General features: G+C 40.1%; 17 protein-coding genes and 1 pseudogene. 8 read left to right on the forward strand and 10 right to left on the reverse strand.

The window, feature by feature from the left end; genetic code table 11:
* The 6 genes and pseudogenes from Q0541_RS22585 to Q0541_RS22610 form a co-directional block, all read right to left on the reverse strand.
* A partial coding sequence (locus Q0541_RS22585; RefSeq protein ID WP_298915657.1) for a tetratricopeptide repeat protein occupies positions 1–1,461 on the reverse strand: 1,461 nt, incomplete at its 3' end.
* A gap of 11 nt (positions 1,462–1,472) precedes the next feature.
* The gene (locus tag Q0541_RS22590; RefSeq protein ID WP_298915660.1) at positions 1,473–1,889 is read right to left on the reverse strand and encodes a hypothetical protein; all 417 of its coding nucleotides are present in this window, start codon (positions 1,887–1,889) and stop codon (positions 1,473–1,475) included.
* Between the two features lie 278 nt (positions 1,890–2,167).
* Complete coding sequence (locus tag Q0541_RS22595) at positions 2,168–2,611, reverse strand: hypothetical protein (protein ID WP_298915663.1); 444 nt, start codon at positions 2,609–2,611, stop codon at positions 2,168–2,170.
* Between the two features lie 64 nt (positions 2,612–2,675).
* Positions 2,676–3,365: a hypothetical protein gene (locus Q0541_RS22600; RefSeq protein WP_298915666.1), complete on the reverse strand. Its 690-nt coding sequence runs from the start codon at positions 3,363–3,365 to the stop codon at positions 2,676–2,678.
* Positions 3,366–3,458: 93 nt separating this feature from the next.
* A pseudogene (locus tag Q0541_RS22605) lies at positions 3,459–4,188 on the reverse strand (Uma2 family endonuclease).
* 29 nt (positions 4,189–4,217) lie between these two features.
* Positions 4,218–4,862, reverse strand: coding sequence for a restriction endonuclease subunit R (locus tag Q0541_RS22610; protein WP_298915669.1), 645 nt, complete (start codon positions 4,860–4,862; stop codon positions 4,218–4,220).
* A 666-nt stretch (positions 4,863–5,528) separates the two neighbouring features.
* On the opposite strand from Q0541_RS22610, the gene acs reads away from it, so the two are divergent.
* The 4 genes from acs to Q0541_RS22630 all read left to right on the forward strand — a co-directional run bounded on the left by acs (position 5,529) and on the right by Q0541_RS22630 (position 9,817).
* Positions 5,529–7,502, forward strand: coding sequence for an acetate--CoA ligase (gene acs, locus Q0541_RS22615; RefSeq protein ID WP_298915672.1), 1,974 nt, complete (start codon positions 5,529–5,531; stop codon positions 7,500–7,502).
* A gap of 121 nt (positions 7,503–7,623) precedes the next feature.
* Positions 7,624–8,310, forward strand: a complete 687-nt coding sequence (locus Q0541_RS22620; protein WP_298915674.1) for a tetratricopeptide repeat protein — start codon at positions 7,624–7,626, stop codon at positions 8,308–8,310.
* 568 nt (positions 8,311–8,878) lie between these two features.
* Positions 8,879–9,658 (forward strand): Uma2 family endonuclease, encoded by a 780-nt coding sequence (locus Q0541_RS22625; RefSeq protein ID WP_298915677.1) that lies wholly within the window; start codon positions 8,879–8,881, stop codon positions 9,656–9,658.
* A gap of 9 nt (positions 9,659–9,667) precedes the next feature.
* Positions 9,668–9,817, forward strand: coding sequence for a DUF4351 domain-containing protein (locus Q0541_RS22630; protein ID WP_366941916.1), 150 nt, complete (start codon positions 9,668–9,670; stop codon positions 9,815–9,817).
* A 31-nt stretch (positions 9,818–9,848) separates the two neighbouring features.
* Here the strand turns inward: Q0541_RS22630 and Q0541_RS22635 are convergent, their stop codons facing one another.
* A complete protein-coding gene (locus tag Q0541_RS22635) occupies positions 9,849–10,733 on the reverse strand; it encodes an aspartoacylase (protein ID WP_298915680.1) in 885 nt (294 codons plus the stop codon).
* A 235-nt stretch (positions 10,734–10,968) separates the two neighbouring features.
* On the opposite strand from Q0541_RS22635, the gene Q0541_RS22640 reads away from it, so the two are divergent.
* The 3 genes from Q0541_RS22640 (at position 10,969) to Q0541_RS22650 (ending at position 13,686) form a co-directional block, all read left to right on the forward strand.
* Complete coding sequence (locus tag Q0541_RS22640; protein ID WP_298915683.1) at positions 10,969–12,171, forward strand: AGE family epimerase/isomerase; 1,203 nt, start codon at positions 10,969–10,971, stop codon at positions 12,169–12,171.
* Positions 12,172–12,484: 313 nt separating this feature from the next.
* On the forward strand, positions 12,485–13,099 hold the full coding sequence (locus Q0541_RS22645) for a Uma2 family endonuclease (RefSeq protein ID WP_298915687.1): 615 nt from the start codon (positions 12,485–12,487) through the stop codon (positions 13,097–13,099).
* Between the two features lie 104 nt (positions 13,100–13,203).
* Entirely contained in the window at positions 13,204–13,686 is a 483-nt protein-coding gene (locus Q0541_RS22650) for a cupin domain-containing protein (RefSeq protein ID WP_298915691.1), read from the forward strand.
* 148 nt (positions 13,687–13,834) lie between these two features.
* On the opposite strand, the gene Q0541_RS22655 is transcribed toward Q0541_RS22650, so the two are convergent.
* The 3 genes from Q0541_RS22655 to Q0541_RS22665 all read right to left on the reverse strand — a co-directional run bounded on the left by Q0541_RS22655 (position 13,835) and on the right by Q0541_RS22665 (position 18,255).
* Positions 13,835–15,163 carry an ATP-binding protein gene (locus tag Q0541_RS22655; protein ID WP_298915694.1) on the reverse strand — a complete coding sequence of 443 codons (1,329 nt, stop codon included), beginning with the start codon at positions 15,161–15,163 and terminating at the stop codon, positions 13,835–13,837.
* Between the two features lie 96 nt (positions 15,164–15,259).
* Entirely contained in the window at positions 15,260–16,549 is a 1,290-nt protein-coding gene (locus Q0541_RS22660) for a tellurite resistance TerB C-terminal domain-containing protein (RefSeq protein WP_298915697.1), read from the reverse strand.
* Between the two features lie 353 nt (positions 16,550–16,902).
* A complete protein-coding gene (locus tag Q0541_RS22665; RefSeq protein ID WP_298915700.1) occupies positions 16,903–18,255 on the reverse strand; it encodes an ATP-binding protein in 1,353 nt (450 codons plus the stop codon).
* An 87-nt stretch (positions 18,256–18,342) separates the two neighbouring features.
* Between Q0541_RS22665 and Q0541_RS22670 the strand changes: the two genes are divergently transcribed.
* Positions 18,343–18,663 (forward strand): TMEM14 family protein, encoded by a 321-nt coding sequence (locus Q0541_RS22670; protein ID WP_298915703.1) that lies wholly within the window; start codon positions 18,343–18,345, stop codon positions 18,661–18,663.
* The last annotated feature ends 448 nt before the right edge of the window (positions 18,664–19,111 follow it).

Here is a 19,111-nt window from a genome sequence, read left to right on the forward strand (position 1 = left end):
ATACAGGGGTTCGGCTTGGTCGTAGCGTCCTTGAGAATAGTAGAGTAATGCCAGGTTGTTCAGGCTGCTGGCGAAATTGAGATTTTGTTCTCCCAAACGGGTTTGCACCGTTGATAATCCTTGCTCATACCAAGGTGCTGCTAGAGTATACAAACCTTGTTCTTGATAAAAATTGCCCAAGCTATTGAAAACCCAAAATAAATTTTCATCCTCCACAATATCAATCAGATTTTGTGCCACCTCAGTTAAATGGGGAATTGCCAGCTGCACTGATTTGATATCCTCAAGGGTGAGAGATTCAGGTATTTTCCGAGCAATTTCTACTAATGCTGCGGCAAAGGCTTTTTTAAGGTCATCAGCTGTGTTTAACCCTACCAATTTACCCTGCAAAAACTCCATAATTAAAGGATAAATTTTATAGCAACTTTCTCTTTCTGCTACGCTTTGAATTAAATAGCGCTGATAAAGTTGCTTTCTTGCCTCGTCAACATCTGCCTTCGCCCAATTTAGCTGCTGACTGACAGATTCAACGATTTGCCAAGGAATGATATCTGGGGCAAATAAACTCAACAACTCACCGACACGCTGTGTCATAGAGTCAAGTTGTTGCCAGCTTAACTCAAATACGGCTTCCAATTGAGATTTTTGCTGGGCTGGTAATCGCTGTAAAATCTCTGTTAAAGATAAATTTGGATCTTCTGCCAAATACGCACCCACTAATTGCAAACCTAAAGGCAGATATCCCAGCCATTTACATAAATTTGCTGCCGTTTGTGGTTCCCGTTGCACCCGCCTATCATTCTCGCCCAACAAAGCTATCAACAAATTTAAAGCATCGTTTGGTGAGAGTTCATCCAAAGTTATCTGTTGAACCGTTGAACCAAGATTTCGCAACCGAGTTGTCATCAATATACGGAAGCGGTTATCTGTTGGTAATATTTGGCGAGAATTTTCCCAGTTAGTTACATCGTCAACATTGTCCAATACTACCAAGACTAGTCCTGTTTGTGGTTGCCAATTATGCCAGCACCATTTTGCTTGTTCCTGGGAAGTTAGTAAGGTTTGCGGTACTTCCAGTTTTATGTAAGACTTAGCAAACTCGACAATCTCTGCTGCTAAATCTGGTTTTCTGGCATCTAACCAGCAAAGCCCACCAGGATAATTGACTTTGTAGCGCTGTGCGTATTGTGTCGCCAGTTCAGTTTTACCCATTCCTCCCATAGCAGCCACAGCCAAAATTGCCGCGCTGTCATTTTGCAGCAACTTTTTATGTAGTTCTACAAGTTTCTCATCCCGCCCGACAAAGTGGGCGACACCCCGATAAGGAATATTATTTGGAGGAGATGAGTGTAACTGCCCAGTAGGGGAATTGTAGATACTAATATTATCGCCTTGATAAACCGTTCCACCCTTAACCTGAGTTTGCCAGCCCTTGGCGTTATCCTGGTTGCTTTGGTTCATGATGGCTCACTTCAAGAATTGGGAGGTGCATGATAAATGTTAATATCGCCTTGATAAACTGTTCCATCCTCAACCTTAGTTTGCCATCCCTTGGCATTGTCTTGATTGATTTGGGTCATATTGCTTTTGTCTACTATCTTACCAGCCTGAATTTCACGAGCCAGTGTTTCTACTTCTTTAGCAAACTCCGGTTGTTCGTGTAAAATTGTCTGCAAGTAAGCAGCAACCCTGTCTAAATCGGGTTTCGAGCCTTTTTCAGCAGCAACGAGGGCTGTTTCTGCTTTCAGATTTCCCCGTAACTTACCCCAAATCTTTTTTCGCAGCTCGTCCATTTTTACAAGGGCTGCTTCAGTGAATTTCTCGACAGTTTTCTCAAATGCTTTGGTAAAAGCAAGAGTTGCGATCGCACTAGCTGTGATTGGTTCCAAAATATCCTACCTTATTTAGCAACATGTTCTTTGATGGATACAATAACAGATGTTTGTATTCCATAAAGATACATGTCCAGATCCCCAACAACTTTTACAAAGTCGAGTATCTAACTTTTCACAAAGTTACTTGAGTGTTGCTAACAAAATACTTCTTGGCGTGGCCACAGATTATAACTTTATTCTAATAATAGATAATTAGTAAGGTAGCACAGCTGTGCTACCCTACTAACTTTGTATTCAATTCAGCTAAGATATACTGTAATTAATTCAAAATTTCACAAAATCTCTGCCAACTTTACCAGCAGACTATTTGCTAAATTCCCTAACCTCATATCATCTGCATCAACACTATTTTCTTCACCAGCTAACAACCTTCTCACAGCAGATAACCTATCATTGGTTTCAGAAATTCTCCAAGATTCTTCTAAGTTTACTGCAAAATCAAATAGCGATCGCTCTCCTAAATGCTCTCTTACTTTAACAGCTACACTCTCATCACTTACCAAAAATTCTTTAATAGCATCTAATCGAGAATTACCTAATATTTCGTCATGTCCCCAGGTTTCTAGCCAGTCTCCATCTACATCTTCAACGTAAAAATTGACAAAATTAACCCCGTAAGTTAGCCAGTTTTGCTGCATTTCTCGCGCTGTTGCTAAAGCTTCAGCAAATGCATCTACTTGATTGTTGCAGCTGTGAGTTTCTCTTTTATTAAGCATAAAAGCTGTAATTAGCAGGTAGGTATGTAGGCTGAAATCAAAATCTGGAACATCAAATGGAAGTTCACGAAAATTTTAAATATTTGCCACCAGAAAGATAATCACTGTTATACAGTGCCACGTTGACTAACTGATTAACAAAATTAGCGTCCTTGGGATTGTAACTTAAGAACAGTCCTCTCTCTATTTCCCACGATCGCAGTGTATTTTGCCAAGCTTGGTACTTTTGGTAATTAAGTTCTTCTGAGACACTGGTAACTTGAATGCACAGTGGTTGATTGTTACGACTAACAATTAAATCTGTTGCCATTGAAAGGTCGGCAATATAACGCTGCCAAAAACTACCTTCACGCTGAACAATATCTTGGGCTATTGATTTAATTATATCATCATCAACCTGATTAAATTCGCCTCCCATCAATTTTTGTTTCCAAATATAAAATTTGGAGTCACTTGCATTAATCCATCTAGGAAAAAGATAACTATACCAATATCTCTCAATCGGCGTCATTTGATCGAACTTTGCTTTTTGTTCTTCTTCCGAAGGTAAGGATTTCACTATCAGCCAAATTGTAGAATCCGTAATCACCTCTAAGAGAAATGCAATCACAAAAGGTTTTGCAGTCAGGGAACCTGGCCTAATATCCTTTACCCAACGATTGATTTCGTCTAATCTTCTCGCTAAATCAGGATCTATCGAGGAAGCTTGCTCGATAAGGGACTTTAGCTTATCCTTAATCTCTTTTGCTTGCAAACGATGCCCTACTTTCAGAAGATAACGCTTTTTTTACACACTTAATAACTAAATCTTAACTTGAAAATGTCTTTAGTTAATTTCCTGATGTCATTAAATATTCTCTGGTTCAATGCCCTGTGTACCTAAAACCTCCCGCAATCGAGCAATTTCTTGCTATGCTTGTTGGGCACGTTCTTCTGCTTGTTAGGCACGTAAACTTTCTTGTTCAGCTAGTTCTTCAGATGATAATATTAATAGATTTTCAATAGTGAATAATCTTAATTTACCTTCATAAACTCCCAAGTAATAGTTCTAACTGCTGGCTCCACAAACGTCCATCAGTGGTGGGTTGATTTTCTTGATACTTACCATCAACTAGATGAAATCCCTGAAACTCTATTGTTACAAGGTCAAACCAGAAATAATCTAGTATACGGAAGGTATCCTGGTAAACTTGTTTTTTTAAGCCTTTGTCAACTGCTGCCGTTGAATTTGACAAAATTTCCACAATCAGGTTTGGATATTTGCCGTCTTCTTGCCAAACTACCCAACTCTTACAGTCTTTTTTCTGAGTTCCCAAAACTACAAAAAAGTCTGAACCACGGAAATGTTCTGATTTTTTTTGGTTAGGACTTTGGTAAATCGTCAAATTGCCAGAAGTATAGAAATGCTGCCTTTCTCACCACCACAATTTGAGTATGCGAATCAGCAAATCGATTTGCTCTCGGTGTAGGTCACTTTCTAAGGGTAGTTAGTCACTAAGTATATCATCATGAGGAAATACAACTTCATCCTCTGAAATACCATTAAATATGAATTCTAAGGTAGCAGGTTCAGACATCAGCGATCGCCCCGCGATTTCCATTCATTTTACTGAAAATTTGGTAACTTGCAGATGCTTTTAAGAACTTGTAATAACTCTATTGCATCTGGAGATTCATTCAGATTTAATAATGGCATTAACTGATAGGTTGGTTGCTGGCCACATCTTAAATAAACAAGTTGATAACGCAGTCCGTTAGTTACCAGTCCCCAAACAAATGGTTGTTGATTTAAACTTTTAAAAGCATAAGTCAGTAATTGAGGTAAACCCTCACCCACTTCGATCGCACTGTTTTTCGTTTCAATAACAACAACCCAAAAAAGCGGCGCAATATTACTTTGAGGACTGTTGATTGCTAAAATATCCATCCGTCCAGTAATTCTTCTGTCTTCATCTTCGACTGCGATCGCAACGCTATCTTCCATTGTCAACCGAATCGGCACATCGTAAAAGCCAGCTAACCGCATTAAGGGTGCAATCGTTAAGAATTTAACTAAACCCTCGGAAATTTTACCTGCTGATAGATAACGACGGAAGTCGTTTCTGATTCGCAATAAATCCTGTTCTTCAAACTCTGTTAACGGTTCTAAATTTAAAAAATCAGTGAAAGAACCATTGGAAAGCTCTTCCAGTTTAAGAAAGCGATGAACATCGTTGAGAGATAGGCTGCTAGCTTCGACGGTAAGTGTCATAGTTTCAGGCGTTGTTTGTAAAGACTATTTACATTTTGCAACATTGTCGGTAGAGACGGTAACATTTTAATTTTTCAATCCAATATACAAGGGGCATTTCTAGTTTATAGCCCAAAAAAAAAGATATATTTACCCTTACTCCTTGCTTTATAGGTGTTACAGACAAGCTTTTACTCTTTAACAACCTGTCAGCAATATCTAAAGCTTCTTGAGCAGGAATAAAGCCCCAGATTCGGATGCCGACTGCTTCAGATTCACATTAGTATTCTAATAAAGATTTAGTGAGAACTTCTACCTCAATAATCGATTCTATTTGAATTTATGCAATTTGTTTAAATTGATAAACTCTCAGGGGATGACAAGATAACTTCTTCCCAATTAAATCGAGGTGAAAGTCTGATTCTGGCAATAATAGCGGCTTACGCACTCTATTCTCAACTACAAGCGGTATAATATGTGCTTTGCACAACACTTGTATCTTTTCATGGCAAAATATTCTCAGGCTCAATGACCTATAGATATCATAACTTTTTTTATTGCTTGGTTTTGGTTGGTGTAAGCTAAACACCTTGCAATTTCTATTCAGCTTCAGGAAAATTTAAACACTGTCTGGCACAACTAAGCTAAAAATAGTTTTCAGTAACAATACCGTTTGCAAATATAATTATGTCTCAACCAAGTATAGAATCAATCCCACAAGAGAACCGCCTCTTTCATCCTGCCTCGGAATTCTCACAGAATGCCCATATCAAAAGCCTGGAGGACTATCAGCGTCTCTATGCTAAAGCCAAAGCTGATCCGCAGCAATTTTGGGCAGATTTGGCTACAACAGAATTAGAATGGTTCCAAAAATGGGATACAGTATTAGACTGGCAACCGCCTTTTGCTAAATGGTTCGTTGGCGGTAAGATTAATATTTCTTACAACTGCCTTGACAGACATCTCACTACTTGGCGTAAAAATAAAGCAGCATTGATTTGGGAAGGAGAACCAGGTGATTCGCGTACCCTCACCTATGCCCAACTGCACCGAGAAGTTTGCCAGTTCGCCAATGTATTGAAGCAACTGGGTGTACAAAAAGGCGATCGCGTTGGTATTTATATGCCGATGATTCCCGAAGCTGCGATCGCTATGTTAGCTTGTGCCAGAATTGGCGCACCCCACAGTGTAGTATTTGGTGGTTTTAGTGCCGAAGCTTTGCGTGATCGCTTAATTGATATTAAAGCTAAACTGGTAATTACAGCTGATGGTGGTTGGCGCAAAGATGCGATCGTTCCTCTCAAGAAACAGGTAGATAAAGCCTTAGCTGATGGTGCTGTTCCCAGCGTAGAAAATGTCCTGGTTGTGAAGCGCACCGGACAAGAAACTTATATGCAGTTGGGCGGACGCGATCATTGGTGGCATGATTTGCAAAAAGGAGTATCAGCAGATTGTCCCGCCGAACCAATGGACAGCGAAGATATGCTGTTTGTCCTCTACACTTCAGGCAGCACCGGCAAACCGAAGGGGATAGTGCATACAACTGCTGGTTATAATTTATATAGCCACATTACTACCAAGTGGATATTCGACCTGCAAGATACAGATGTATACTGGTGTACCGCCGATGTAGGTTGGATTACTGGACACAGCTACATTGTCTACGGCCCTCTTTCCAACGGTGCAACGAGCCTGATGTATGAAGGAGCGCCCCGTGCTTCTAATCCTGGTTGTACATGGGATGTGATTGAAAAATACGGTGTCAATATTTTTTATACTGCACCTACGGCAATTCGAGCATTTATTAAGATGGGAGAACAACATCCGAATGCGCGAAACCTGTCTTCGTTGCGTTTGCTGGGAACCGTCGGCGAACCGATTAACCCGGAGCCTTGGATGTGGTATCACAAAGTAATTGGTGGTGAACGTTGTCCAATTGTTGATACCTGGTGGCAAACGGAAACAGGCGGAATCATGATTACACCGTTACCAGGAGCAATTCCCACCAAACCGGGTTCAGCAACTCTTCCCTTCCCAGGAATTATCGCAGATATCGTAGATTTGGATGGAAACACCGTACCCAATAACGAAAGCGGTTATCTGGCGGTACGACATCCTTGGCCAGGAATGATGCGGACAGTCTACGGCGATCCAGAACGCTTCCGCCGCACCTACTGGGAACACATCCCGCCCAAAGATGGTAACTATAATTACTTTGCTGGTGATGGTGCCAGACGCGATGAGGATGGTTACTTTTGGATAACGGGTCGTGTGGATGATGTACTGAATGTGTCAGGACATCGGCTCGGTACAATGGAAGTAGAATCAGCCTTGGTTTCTCACCCAGCGGTTACAGAAGCGGCGGTAGTGGGTAAACCAGATGAACTTAAGGGTGAAGAAGTAGTTGCTTTTGTGACTCTAGAAGGCAGTTATCAGGGAAGTGAGGAACTGAGTAAAGAACTCAAACAGCACGTTGTCAAACAAATTGGTGCGATCGCTCGTCCGGGAGAAATTCGCTTTACCGATGCTTTGCCTAAAACGCGATCGGGTAAGATTATGCGCCGATTGCTGCGGAATCTAGCTGCGGGTGAAGAGGTATCGGGGGATATTTCGACATTGGAAGATAAAAGCGTGTTGGATAAATTACGGCAAGGTACGTAAATAATTTTATGAGCCTAGTAGGGGCGCATATATCTGCGCCCCGTCTGTCTTGTAATGCATTACGTGCTAACGCACCTCAATTTATTATAAAGATTAGAACATTATTGAGGCACTTAGGGCGATGAAGTTGAAGCACAAATCCAAATCAGCATTTGTTCAATCTTTTAGCGGCATGACGCTGAGTATGATCACTGTAATGGGGATATCACCACTAGTGTTAGCGGTTCCGGCAAAAGTTTTTTTGCATTCCCCTGAACAGTATGCACAGAGACAACCACAAAAACTAGCACAGGCTCAAGCTCCAGACAAAGGATCAACAGAGCGATCGCAGATGATGCAACAAGCCAATGCTTCATTTAATCAGGGAGACTTAACAGGTGCAGAGGAAAATTTACGCAAATTAATAAAAAAATTCCCAGACGATGCCTTTGGACGCTTTCAACTGGGAAATGTGCTTTTTCGGCAAAAAAAATTAGAAGAAGCAATTAGCTCATATCGAGAAGCCATTCGCATCCAGCCAAAATATGCTCTAGCCTACAATGCGATCGGTATTGTTTATGCTAGCCAAAGTCGTTGGGAAGAAGCTATTACTGAATATAAAAAAGCTCTAGAAATTAATCCTAATTATGGCGAGGGGCTGACTAATTTTGCACTGGCATTGTGGCAAACAAATAAAAAAGATGAGGCACTATCTTCTCTACAAAAAGCTTTAAATATTTTTAAAGCACAGAATAGAGGTGAAAAAGTTAACCAAGTCGAACGAATCTTACGAGAGATCAAAACTGGTGATCAGCCTAATGTTTCATGAAAATCATATTATTCAGTGCTAAAAGTTAAGAAGAGTTGCTGACGATTAGCTTTCAGGGTGCTTTGCCAATAATGCGATCGGGTATTATGCGCCTATTGCTGCGGAATTTGGTTGCTGGGTAAAAGGTATCTGGTTTGTAATTATTGTAAGGTGGGCCGGAAAGCTCACCCTCTTAAAAGCATCGAAATAGAATAGTTGTAATGAATGAAATATTTCTGTTAGCCAGAGAAACTGTAAGAGTAATTTTTCACTTGGATGGGGGATACACAAGGGTAATCTGGGAACGCTCTGAAAATACTGCATGGGCAGGCACAGGATGGATTTTTGATATATTAACTCATGTAATACCATACGATTTACGAGCAATAGGTTCTCGTTTTCTATTGTCTAGTCGAATACGAATGATTCTGAGGATATAGAGAATATCCGCAATAATCGTAATAGCTTTTTTCATATAGAAAGATTGACTTTTGTTGTATAAATAGCATCTAACCTAGTAGCGCATCTATTCAAAAATAGTGAAATAGCAATCTACAATAAGAATCAGACAAACCTTTGGTTAAAGCCTATGACTTCTGTATCGGCATTAACTTTACCTGACCACACCCAGTTACCAGACTCAGATGGTACGTTCGTGAAAAACTGGCAAGAGCATCCCCAAAGTATCTTACTTACTGACTCAATTACACTTGTTCTAGAGGAACTTCATCCTAATAGTCAATATTGTATTGGACAAGATTTAGGTATCTACTGGCGATTGACAGATCCTCCTGAGAAGGGGGCTGAGGCACCAGACTGGTTTTATGTACCCAATGTACCACCGACCCTTGAAGGTAAAACACGGCGTTCTTATGTACTGTGGAAGGAGTATGTCGCGCCGTTGATTGTGTTGGAATTTGTCTCTGGAGATGGTTCGGAAGAACGAGATAACACACCACCATCTCAAGGCGAAGGTGGGAATGTTGGTAAATTTTGGGTTTATGAGCAAGCAATTCGAGTGCCTTATTATGGGATTTATGAAGTAGCAAAAGCGCAGGTGGAAGTTTACCACCTAGTCGATAATACTTATCAACTGATGAAACCCAATGAACGAGGACATTACCCAATTGCTCCTATGGGGGTAGAGTTAGGAATCTGGCAGGGTTTGTATCAAAATGCAGAGTTACCTTGGCTGCGGTGGTGGGATGCACAAGGAAATTTATTGTTAACAGGTTATGAACGCACTGAAGTTGAGCGACAAAAACGGGAGAGAATTGTAGAGAAATTGCGTAGGCGTAGCCCGTCGAAGACATCGCTCCCTATTGAACAACTCAACGCTTTAGGAATTGACCCAGAAATGTTGGATTAAAAAACATTATTGACTAAGCGGCTTGAAAAATTATCTCAGGAAATGCGCTCCTCAATTTCTGGTTTACCTTTACCTGTTCTGGAAGAATTGAGCGATGCATTGCTTTATTTTACTACCTTGACTAATTTGCAATCTTGGTTAAAAGGGCGAATAAATTAAACTACTGGCTTTTCCTATTATGCAACGCTTCTTAAACTACCTCTTGTTGTTTTTGAGTTAGATACATCGCAATTCCTTTCTCGTAGTAAGCTGCTTCATTAATAAAAATAGGATAAACAGTAGACTCTCCCTCATAAAGAATATCTTTTCCTTCAAAAGTCAGAAACATTGGATCGCCTGGATTCAGAGGTTCATAATCTCTAAATTGAAGCTGGGGGTGAATCATGGCTTGAATTTCCCCGCCGTAGGCATCGCTTCTAGGATAATCGATAGTCTCAATGTATTGATAGAGTGTAAGCGTGCTGTTTCTCTGCGGAATATTACCTTGGTTGCACCCTTCAAAATAGTCTAAAATTGCATAAATAAGCTGCTCTGTTTGCTGAAATAATTCTGCATTTAAAATATTTTGAGCCACAGCACCAACTTCTATAACAAAACCCAATTCGCACAAAGAACGGAGAAAACCACCTTCTCTAGATTGTTGATTAACAAAAACCTTTACCATCGGATTGATAGAACTTAAATAAGCGCCTAACCGAAGTAAGAAAGGATGCAGATCACAAAAAATCAGACTTAACCCCATGTTGGCAGTTGTGCTGTGCAAATCAACAATTACATCTACAAAGGGTTGATTTTGCGGTTGCAGGATCTGCTGGATTGCTTTTGCCCGTGTATCTTCATAACTTGAAAGTTGCTGATTTTGTAAGCCTTGATTGGTGAAGCAACGATTTAAATCCTTGTCAATGTATCGTTTGCCTTCTTCAATAGCTTTGAGATTGCCAAGTAATGCCAGAGTTTCAAAACTTGCTCTGTTGATTAAATTAGGATATTGCTGAAACCTTTTGACTAGATGTATTCCTGTTAACTCATTACCGTGGTTTCCTCCAACGATCGCAACTCGTTCAATCTGACTCATAACAACCTCATATCTAAAAAACTTGTCAAGTGGACGCTATAATGCCCAACACCAATTGTTCTACTCAAGATTGCACTGGCTCCCCTACGGTTATTGAGAATGGTGCAAGATACAAGATAGAAGTATAACTGCTGCTGACGAAATCTTGTCAGAGAGTGACGCGATTGCTCCATATTCGAGCCAAAATGTGATAACTGTTAAGCTGTTAGCTTTAGCACAAAAGGGGAGGAAATTTATGGAGCATAACTTTCAAGCGATGCCTCCGGCGGGCTACGCCTACGCTGAACTTTACAAAAACGCCCTCCTCAACGATGTCCTTCCATTTTGGGAAAAACACTCCCTTGATTGGCAGCAAGGCGGCTATTTCACCTGCCTTGATCGCTATGGCAAAATTTATGATACAGACAAATTCATCTGGCTGCAAAACCGCCAAGTGTGGACTTTTTCCATGCTTTGCAACCAGCTAGAAAAACGCGAAAACTGGCTGAAAATTGCTAGTAATGGCGCTAATTTTCTCGCCCAACATGGCAGAGATAGTGATGGTAACTGGTATTTTTCCCTCACCCGTGAAGGGAAACCACTGGTTCAGCCTTACAATATCTTTTCTGATTGCTTTGCAGCGATGGCATTTAGTCAATATGCACTCGCTGGGGGGGAAGAATGGGCAAAGGATGTGGCAATGCAGGCTTATAACAACGTATTACGCCGCAAGGACAACCCGAAGGGCAAATATAATAAAACCTATCCCGGCACACGCCCGATGAAATCATTGGCTGTACCGATGATTTTAGCCAACCTGACTTTAGAAATGGAATGGTTGCTGCCAAAGGAAACACTAGATAATGTCTTAGCTGAGACAGTCCGCGAAGTGATGACCGATTTTCTCGACCAAGAACGGGGACTAATGTACGAAAACGTTGCCCCTGACGGTTCCCACATTGATTGTTTTGAGGGACGGCTGATTAACCCAGGTCACGGTATCGAAGCTATGTGGTTCATCATGGACATCGCCCGTCGCAAAAACGATACCAAAACTATTAACCAAGCCGTTGATGTGGTGCTAAATATCCTGGATTTTGCTTTGGATAGTGAGTATGGCGGATTGTATTACTTTATGGATGCAGACGGTCATCCCCCACAACAATTGGAATGGGATCAAAAGCTGTGGTGGGTTCACCTAGAGTCTTTGGTTGCATTAGCGATGGGCTATCGCTTGACTGGGCGTGAGGTGTGTTGGGAATGGTATCAAAAGATGCACGATTACACCTGGTCACACTTTGCTGATTCAGAATACGGAGAGTGGTTTGGCTATCTCAATCGGCGTGGGGAAGTATTGTTGAACCTTAAAGGTGGCAAATGGAAAGGATGTTTTCACGTACCGCGGGCCTTGTACCTTTGTTGGCAGCAATTTGAGGCGATCGCTACTCCTTTGCAATAGACTTGTTGCAAAAATTTATCTTCATTACCACAACTTAAGCTGTGGTAACGACAGCTTTAAAGTTACTTATGAACTTTGAAGTATAGATAATGATAGCTTTAGCATTCATAACCACAGCTTTAACATTACTTATCAATGCTTCAGTTGTGGTAACGACAGCTTCAACATTCATAACCACAGCTTTAACGTTACTTATGAATGCTTCAGTTGTGGTAACGACAGCTTAAGTTATTGCGATGCCTGCGGCGGTAAACAACGCAGTCAGTTTAATCTACAAGTAAAATTGGAATCAGTGCCATAGGAAGAATGTCTCATGAATGCTGTGACACCTAAGCGATTTACGATCGCTGAATACCATCGATTGATTGAACTCGGATTTCTCACAGAGGCCAATCATATTGAGTTAATTCGAGGAGAACTGATTCAAATGACAGCAAAGGGAACACCTCATACAGTTTGTAGTTCTATCCTGTGCCGTCAATTGGATCGGCTTTTAGGTGATGTCTGGCGACAAGCCGCTTCGCGTCTACAAGCAGTCATCCGTGGACAAGATCCTATCACCCTTTCTAATCAAAGTGAGCCTGAGCCGGATGTTGTGATCGCACGAGGAAAAGATGAAGATTATCTCGCTCATCATCCCTATCCCGAAGATATTTTGTTCGTGATTGAAATTTCGGATAAAACAATAGATTACGACCAAACAACCAAGCTGTCATTGTATGCAGAAGCCGGAATTTCTGATTACTGGATTGTGAATTTGCCGGCTCGTCAACTTGAGCGTCATAGCCAGCCATATCAGAATGCTCAAAGTAAGTTTAGCTATCTCAGCAAGCAGATTTTTCTATCTAACCAGTCAGTGGCGATTCCTGGATTTGAAAATGCATTATTGGACTTGAGTAGATTGTTTCCAGAGATTGCAGGTGAATAATTTTCGCTCGTCTTCTAAAGCGAGTTAAGCTACTTAGGCTTATTAGACAAACTAAATACAAAATGATTTAATTAAAGGTATTGCCCAAACAAAAAACTTTTAAGATGAGAAAACTGTCTCTGATTCTCCCCTTAGCTATCCTGGCTTTTGGCAGTGTAGTTGTTAAGAGCCAAGAAATCTCCTCACCCAATACTTACACTAAATCTGTTAACCGTGAAGTTTTAGCGAGTGGTTATCCTACTCAAGATCAAAAGCAGATTCTTGAACTTGTACGCTACACCATCGCACCAAGAACAAAACTCCCTACTCATACTCATCCGGGAATGCAGATTGAACGAGTAGAAGCGGGAACTTTAACTTATACCGTTGTGGAAGGAAAAGCTAAAGTAACGAAAGCTAACGGCACAGAATTGATTCTTCAAAAAGGGAAAACTATACAGCTTACAGTTGGAGATTCTTTAGTTGAATCTGCCGGAATGGTTCATTATGCAGAAAACCAAACAAACAAACCGATTATTCTGTTGTCTGCTTCTCTATTTAATGCTAATCAACCAAAAGCTATTTTAATCAATCCTCAAAACAGATGAATTTGATGATAGATTTTGACTTTTGTCAGAGGTTTACTCATTAGTATTTGAAAGAATACGCTTGGGTTAAGAAATTTTTTCCTTCTCTTTCTTCTCTTTGTGTCGCGTCAGTTGCTTCTTTTGTCGGAGATGCTCTTACTAGCAATAATTACAGACTAAATTCCGCTGCGCCATCCTCATCTACATCTGCATCCTTACCCATAGCAGTAGGTTTAAATTTAGAACCATGAATTAATTCACCAAACGCAATTCCTGGATTTTGGTGAAGAATATTTAGCACACTCATAAAATCTCGCACAATTTCTCCTGGTGTGAGTAATGCTTCTGCACCCAAGCGATTAATAGTTTCTTGCACAAACTCCTTCAACTCACGATTTGTCAAAGTCTGTTCATACCCAAAATTGAGTGCATGAATCTCAGTTAAACGCTGCAAAAGCGTCAAAATTTCTACTTCACTCAATGGGTTCAATCGAATTACTGGCCCCAAATACTCTTGAACACCAGATTGTGCAACAAAACGGCTTTCTTTTGTACGTCTTTGCCAAGCTTGGTCTGCAAAAAGTCCCCGTTTGGGATCTTCTAAAAATTTAGTTGTTCCACCAACAACAATACCAAGATGTTCTGCTTTACATTGCATGGTATCGTTAAACATTGCTAAAAGTCTATTATAGTTCTTTTCCCGCGTGACTGTAGTAGATATTTGATATAAATGTACAGCTTCATCAAGTATAATTAACAGTCCTTTATAGCCAATTTCAGCTACAAATTTAGCAAATAGTTTGATGTAATCATACCAACTATCATCATCAATAATCACGCGCACTCCTAAAGCTGCTTTTGCCTCAACTTTAGTAGTAAATTCTCCACGGAACCAGCGCATCGCCGCATTTTTTAAATTATCATCATCCAATCGGTAGCCACGCCAATAAGCGATTATAACGCTACCAAAATTAAATCCATGAACTAAGTCTTCAATATACTGAACTACTTCCCTAATTTTCGATTCAACTTGGTCATCAAAGCCATCGTCATTCGGACGCATTCCACTTTCTTTAACCACTTCTTGTTGAATTTTATTAATCCATCCTTCTAAAATTGAGACTAAAGCACCACCATCAGGACGAGTTTTTGTAGCTAGGTGGCTCATTAATTCTCGATAGGTGGCTACACCTTCATGGTTACTTCCTGCTAATCGGCGTTCAGAGGATAAATCACCATCAGCTACTACAAAACCTTGCTCCATAGCACGGTTGCGAATTAGTTGCAGTAAAAAACTTTTCCCAGAACCGTAGTTACCAATTATGAAGCGAAATGCTGCTACACCTTCTGCAATATCATCGAGATTTTGTAATAGGCTTTTTAGTTCTTTTTCTCGACCTACTGCTATATGTTCAACTCCCACTCTTGGTACTACCCCCGCACCAAGGGAATTGATTAAAGCAGTGGAGATTTTTTTCGAGATTTTAAGCTTTGCCATATATTACACATCACTTTATTCTAAATGCAGAAGCACGCAGTAAGTAGGTAAGGCACATATTCACCTTACTACTAATCTGACGACAGCAATAATAATTTAATTTGACGAAGCATGTCTAGCCATAAAGTCTTCATACATTGCAATCATTTTTTTGACATACATTATATGCTCAGGGTAAACTTTTGGAATTTCCAAATCTGAATTAATAATTAATTCACCAATAATATCATTTGCCCGTTCATTTATAGAATCGATTAACAGATTCGGCATAGTGATGTTTGCTTCGGCAATTTTTTTAATAGCAGCCTTGGGATTATCTTGTTCGACTATAGCTTTTAATACCTCTAGTTCAGATCGGGGAAGATTTTCTAAAAAATTAGTCCATTCTTCAGGTATATTCTCTGATGTTTCAATTTCTGAAGTATCTCTGATTGCTGTAGTTTCCATTATTTCAGAAAAAGGAAACAATTCAGGATCATCTTCCGGGGAATTATCAGACAAAGGCTCTTGATTGAATGTTTCTATTTGTTGAAGTAATTCCCATACTTGATTTTGTAATGAGTCTCGTTCTTCTTGTAATAATGAAACTTGCCCTAGCAACTCCTGTAATTCAGCTTTTTTTTCTACTAGTTGGGTTTGTGAATAATTCAGGATAGCTTGGATATTTTCTCTTTCGGTTTTTGTTGCTACCAGCAATTGATTTTTTTGGCTTGTTTTAACTTCTAGTTCTTGAATTGCAATTCGTAGTTCATATAGTTTTTCTTCTAATTGGGGTTTGAGTCTGCCCAAAAGAGTTAAATTGCTTTCAACTTCTTGTTTCTCCTGCTGAAGTTTGGAAATTTGACTTTGCAACTGAGTAATTTCAGTGCGAGATCCATTACAATTCGACTCTAGACGGCGCTTCTCTGCTGTGAGGACAGAAAAAGCATTGTTCAATTCTGCTTGATTTTTATGCAAGTTATTAATTTCAGTTTGCAGATTATTAATTTCAGTTTCTAACTGCTTTTTCTGCCCGGCAAATGTTCTTAATTCTCGATGTATACTATCCCTTTGGTTACGGCTTTCTGTGACTTGATTTTGTAGATGTTGTGACTCAGCATATAATAAATTATGATGTTCTTCGATTTGATTAATTTCTCTGACAACACGAGCCTTCAATCCCTCCATTTCTTTAATTCGCTTGCGGAGAGAACCTAAAACAAACATTTCATAATTTCTGCGTCGCTTATCTACGAATAATGCTGCTGCATAGATAATAACGGCAGTAATTACACCTGTGAGAAAGGCTTTATTAAAATCCCAGTTTGGGACGAGGCTAAGGCCAAAACTCACACTAAAGGCAACTATCCCTAAGATAAATCGATTGCTGATCATTACTGATTGCATATTGCTGGTTTTTAGCGTAGTTAAATTATCAGAATAAGTAGCTCTCATACTAATTTATAATTCGTAATGACGCTTACAGACTCGCTAACGAGCGAACGCGAACAGCGTCTCTTTTAGAAGAAGCGCTGTAGGGAGAAGAGAAGGCTTTACGCTGCACTAACATAATTCGTAATTAGAATATACAGAGAATAATACTTACTAAAAAACAGTTTCAATCTGTTGTTCTGTTTGGTGAAACAAGACTTTTTTCCCAAATTTGGTATCATAGTCGTTCTGAAATATCTAATTTTAGTTACTGGTACATAACATTGTTCTGTAAGTAACAAAAAAGTGCAATCATTAATGAACTAATTTTAATCAGAAGTGTTTAATGTATCTTTATTTACATTAAAAAGCCTTAAATCTGCTTTTAAAAAATCTACAAACTGCCGTGCTGTCCGTCCAGAACGACCATTATGGCGAGTTGCCCACTGTAATGCTTGAAATTCCAAATCTTCTTGAGTAATATTGATTTCAGCTTGTGCGGCTAGATGTTGTACAATCTTTAAATAAGTTTTCTGATTGGCTGGTTCAAAAGTCAAGGTTAAACCAAAGCGATCGCTAAACGAAAGTTTCTCCTGCATCGTATCCCAGGCATGGATTTCCTCGTTATCCTTAGGTGCAGGTCTATCCACAAAAAACTCCCGAATCAGGTGGCGGCGGTTGGAAGTAGCGTAAACGACTACATTTTCAGGCCGCGCGGTTAAATTACCTTCTAAAACTACCTTGAGGGCTTTAAAGGCATCATCATCTTCTTCAAATGAAAGGTCATCGACAAAGATGATAAATTTTTGTGACACTCCCCGTAAATGTTCCACAATTTCTGGTAAGTCTTTTAAATCAGATTTTGACACTTCCAACAAGCGAAGGCTGCGATTACTATATTCATTCAACAAAGATTTCACCAAAGAAGATTTGCCAGAACCTCGACTACCGTAAAGTAATACATGCAGTGCCATCTCTCCTGATAATAAAAACTCTGTATTTTTTAGCAAAGCATCTCTTTGAGACTCGTAACCCACAAGCGCACTCAGCTTAACTGGGTCAGAATACCGAATACCGATAAACTGCCCAGCTTGCCAGCGTAAAGCGCGATATTCTGCAAATAAACCAGAGCCACATTGCCGATAATAAGCTGCTAACTCTTCTACAGCATCACCCCAATTATCTAACTCTTGTAGATATGTAGCGAATGTCTCTACTCCTACCAATTCTTGCTCTTTATACCACACTACTGGTGAAACCGGCATATGAGCTACGCCTTGTATCCACTCACTCAAAGAAGCGCTGCTACATTTATAGAGACTTTGCAATATTTGTAAATCATGCTCAACTGCTGCAACTATTGCTGGGGGCAAATCTTCAAATTCTCGCACTTCAGCCAGCCTTGTAAAAGGATTCTTAGAGAAAAGAAGTTGAGTGATTAAATAGTCTTCCCAGTTTTGATTTCTAGCAGCCAAAGCGTAGAAGTAACTGCCGTAGGCTTGAAGGCAACCGCGTGCATCGGCGTCAGTGTAACGTATAGCTTGCAACAGTTCCAGAAATGCTATCCCCACTTCGCCTTGCAGAACAGACTGGTAGAGTAAAAGTGAGGCTGCTTGGCGCTGGAGATATTGAACCTTTGTATATGAAGAAGTATTTGTGATTGGCATTGCTTGATTGTCCATCAATAAACTGTGTGGTATAGCTAAATAACTATGGTAAATTGTCTGCTGACCCTGGCAGTAAAGTCAAAGTCTACATAGGTTTTAACAATGAATTTAAGTATGATTGCTGCTCTTGCCTACGGCATATTAGCGATTGTTGGTGGCATTATTGGCTACATTCAGGCTAAAAGTAAGGTTTCACTCCTAAGCGGTAGCATTAGCGGTTTATTACTAATACTTGCCGCTTACTTTCAATTCCAAGGACAAACCTGGGGTTCGATTTTAGCAGGGTTAATTACTGCTGTTTTAGTAGTCGTCTTTGGATTTCGACTGGCTAAAACACGCAAGTTTATGCCTGCGGGATTAATGACGATTTTGGGTATCTTGGCATTGGCGGTGATGGTAAATCAATTTGTGGCTTTAAGGTAGCATCAGTCTCCAAGCAATAACCATCCTCCTGTTTTTTGTTACCTATTAAGGCGTTCTTCCAGAGTGAGGGAGGTGATGATTTGCAGCAGTGATATGATGTCCGGGCAATTAATCATAATACCCCCAAGCTCAAAGAGCCAAAGCTACGCTTGAGCTAACCTAAGAGCCTGCTCTTAAGGGTTGGGGGTGGGGTTCTTTTCTTATGGCTAATTTGGCGGACATCATATGAATCAAGCAATCGGGTGTTCCTGTGTTTCTGCAATCCAGTACTTACTACAGTTTTGCGTAAAAGCGTAGTGTTTTTAATGCAGGGGAACGCATTAACATTCCAAGGGAATGCATTGGCATTGTATTGAGATACATTAACAATGCAAGCCGATGCATTAATAAGGCGGCCGATGCATTAATAATGCAAGCCAATACATTAACAATGCAAGCCGATACATTA

The organism is uncultured Nostoc sp. (genome assembly GCF_937863485.1).
Taxonomy (GTDB): domain Bacteria; phylum Cyanobacteriota; class Cyanobacteriia; order Cyanobacteriales; family Nostocaceae; genus Nostoc.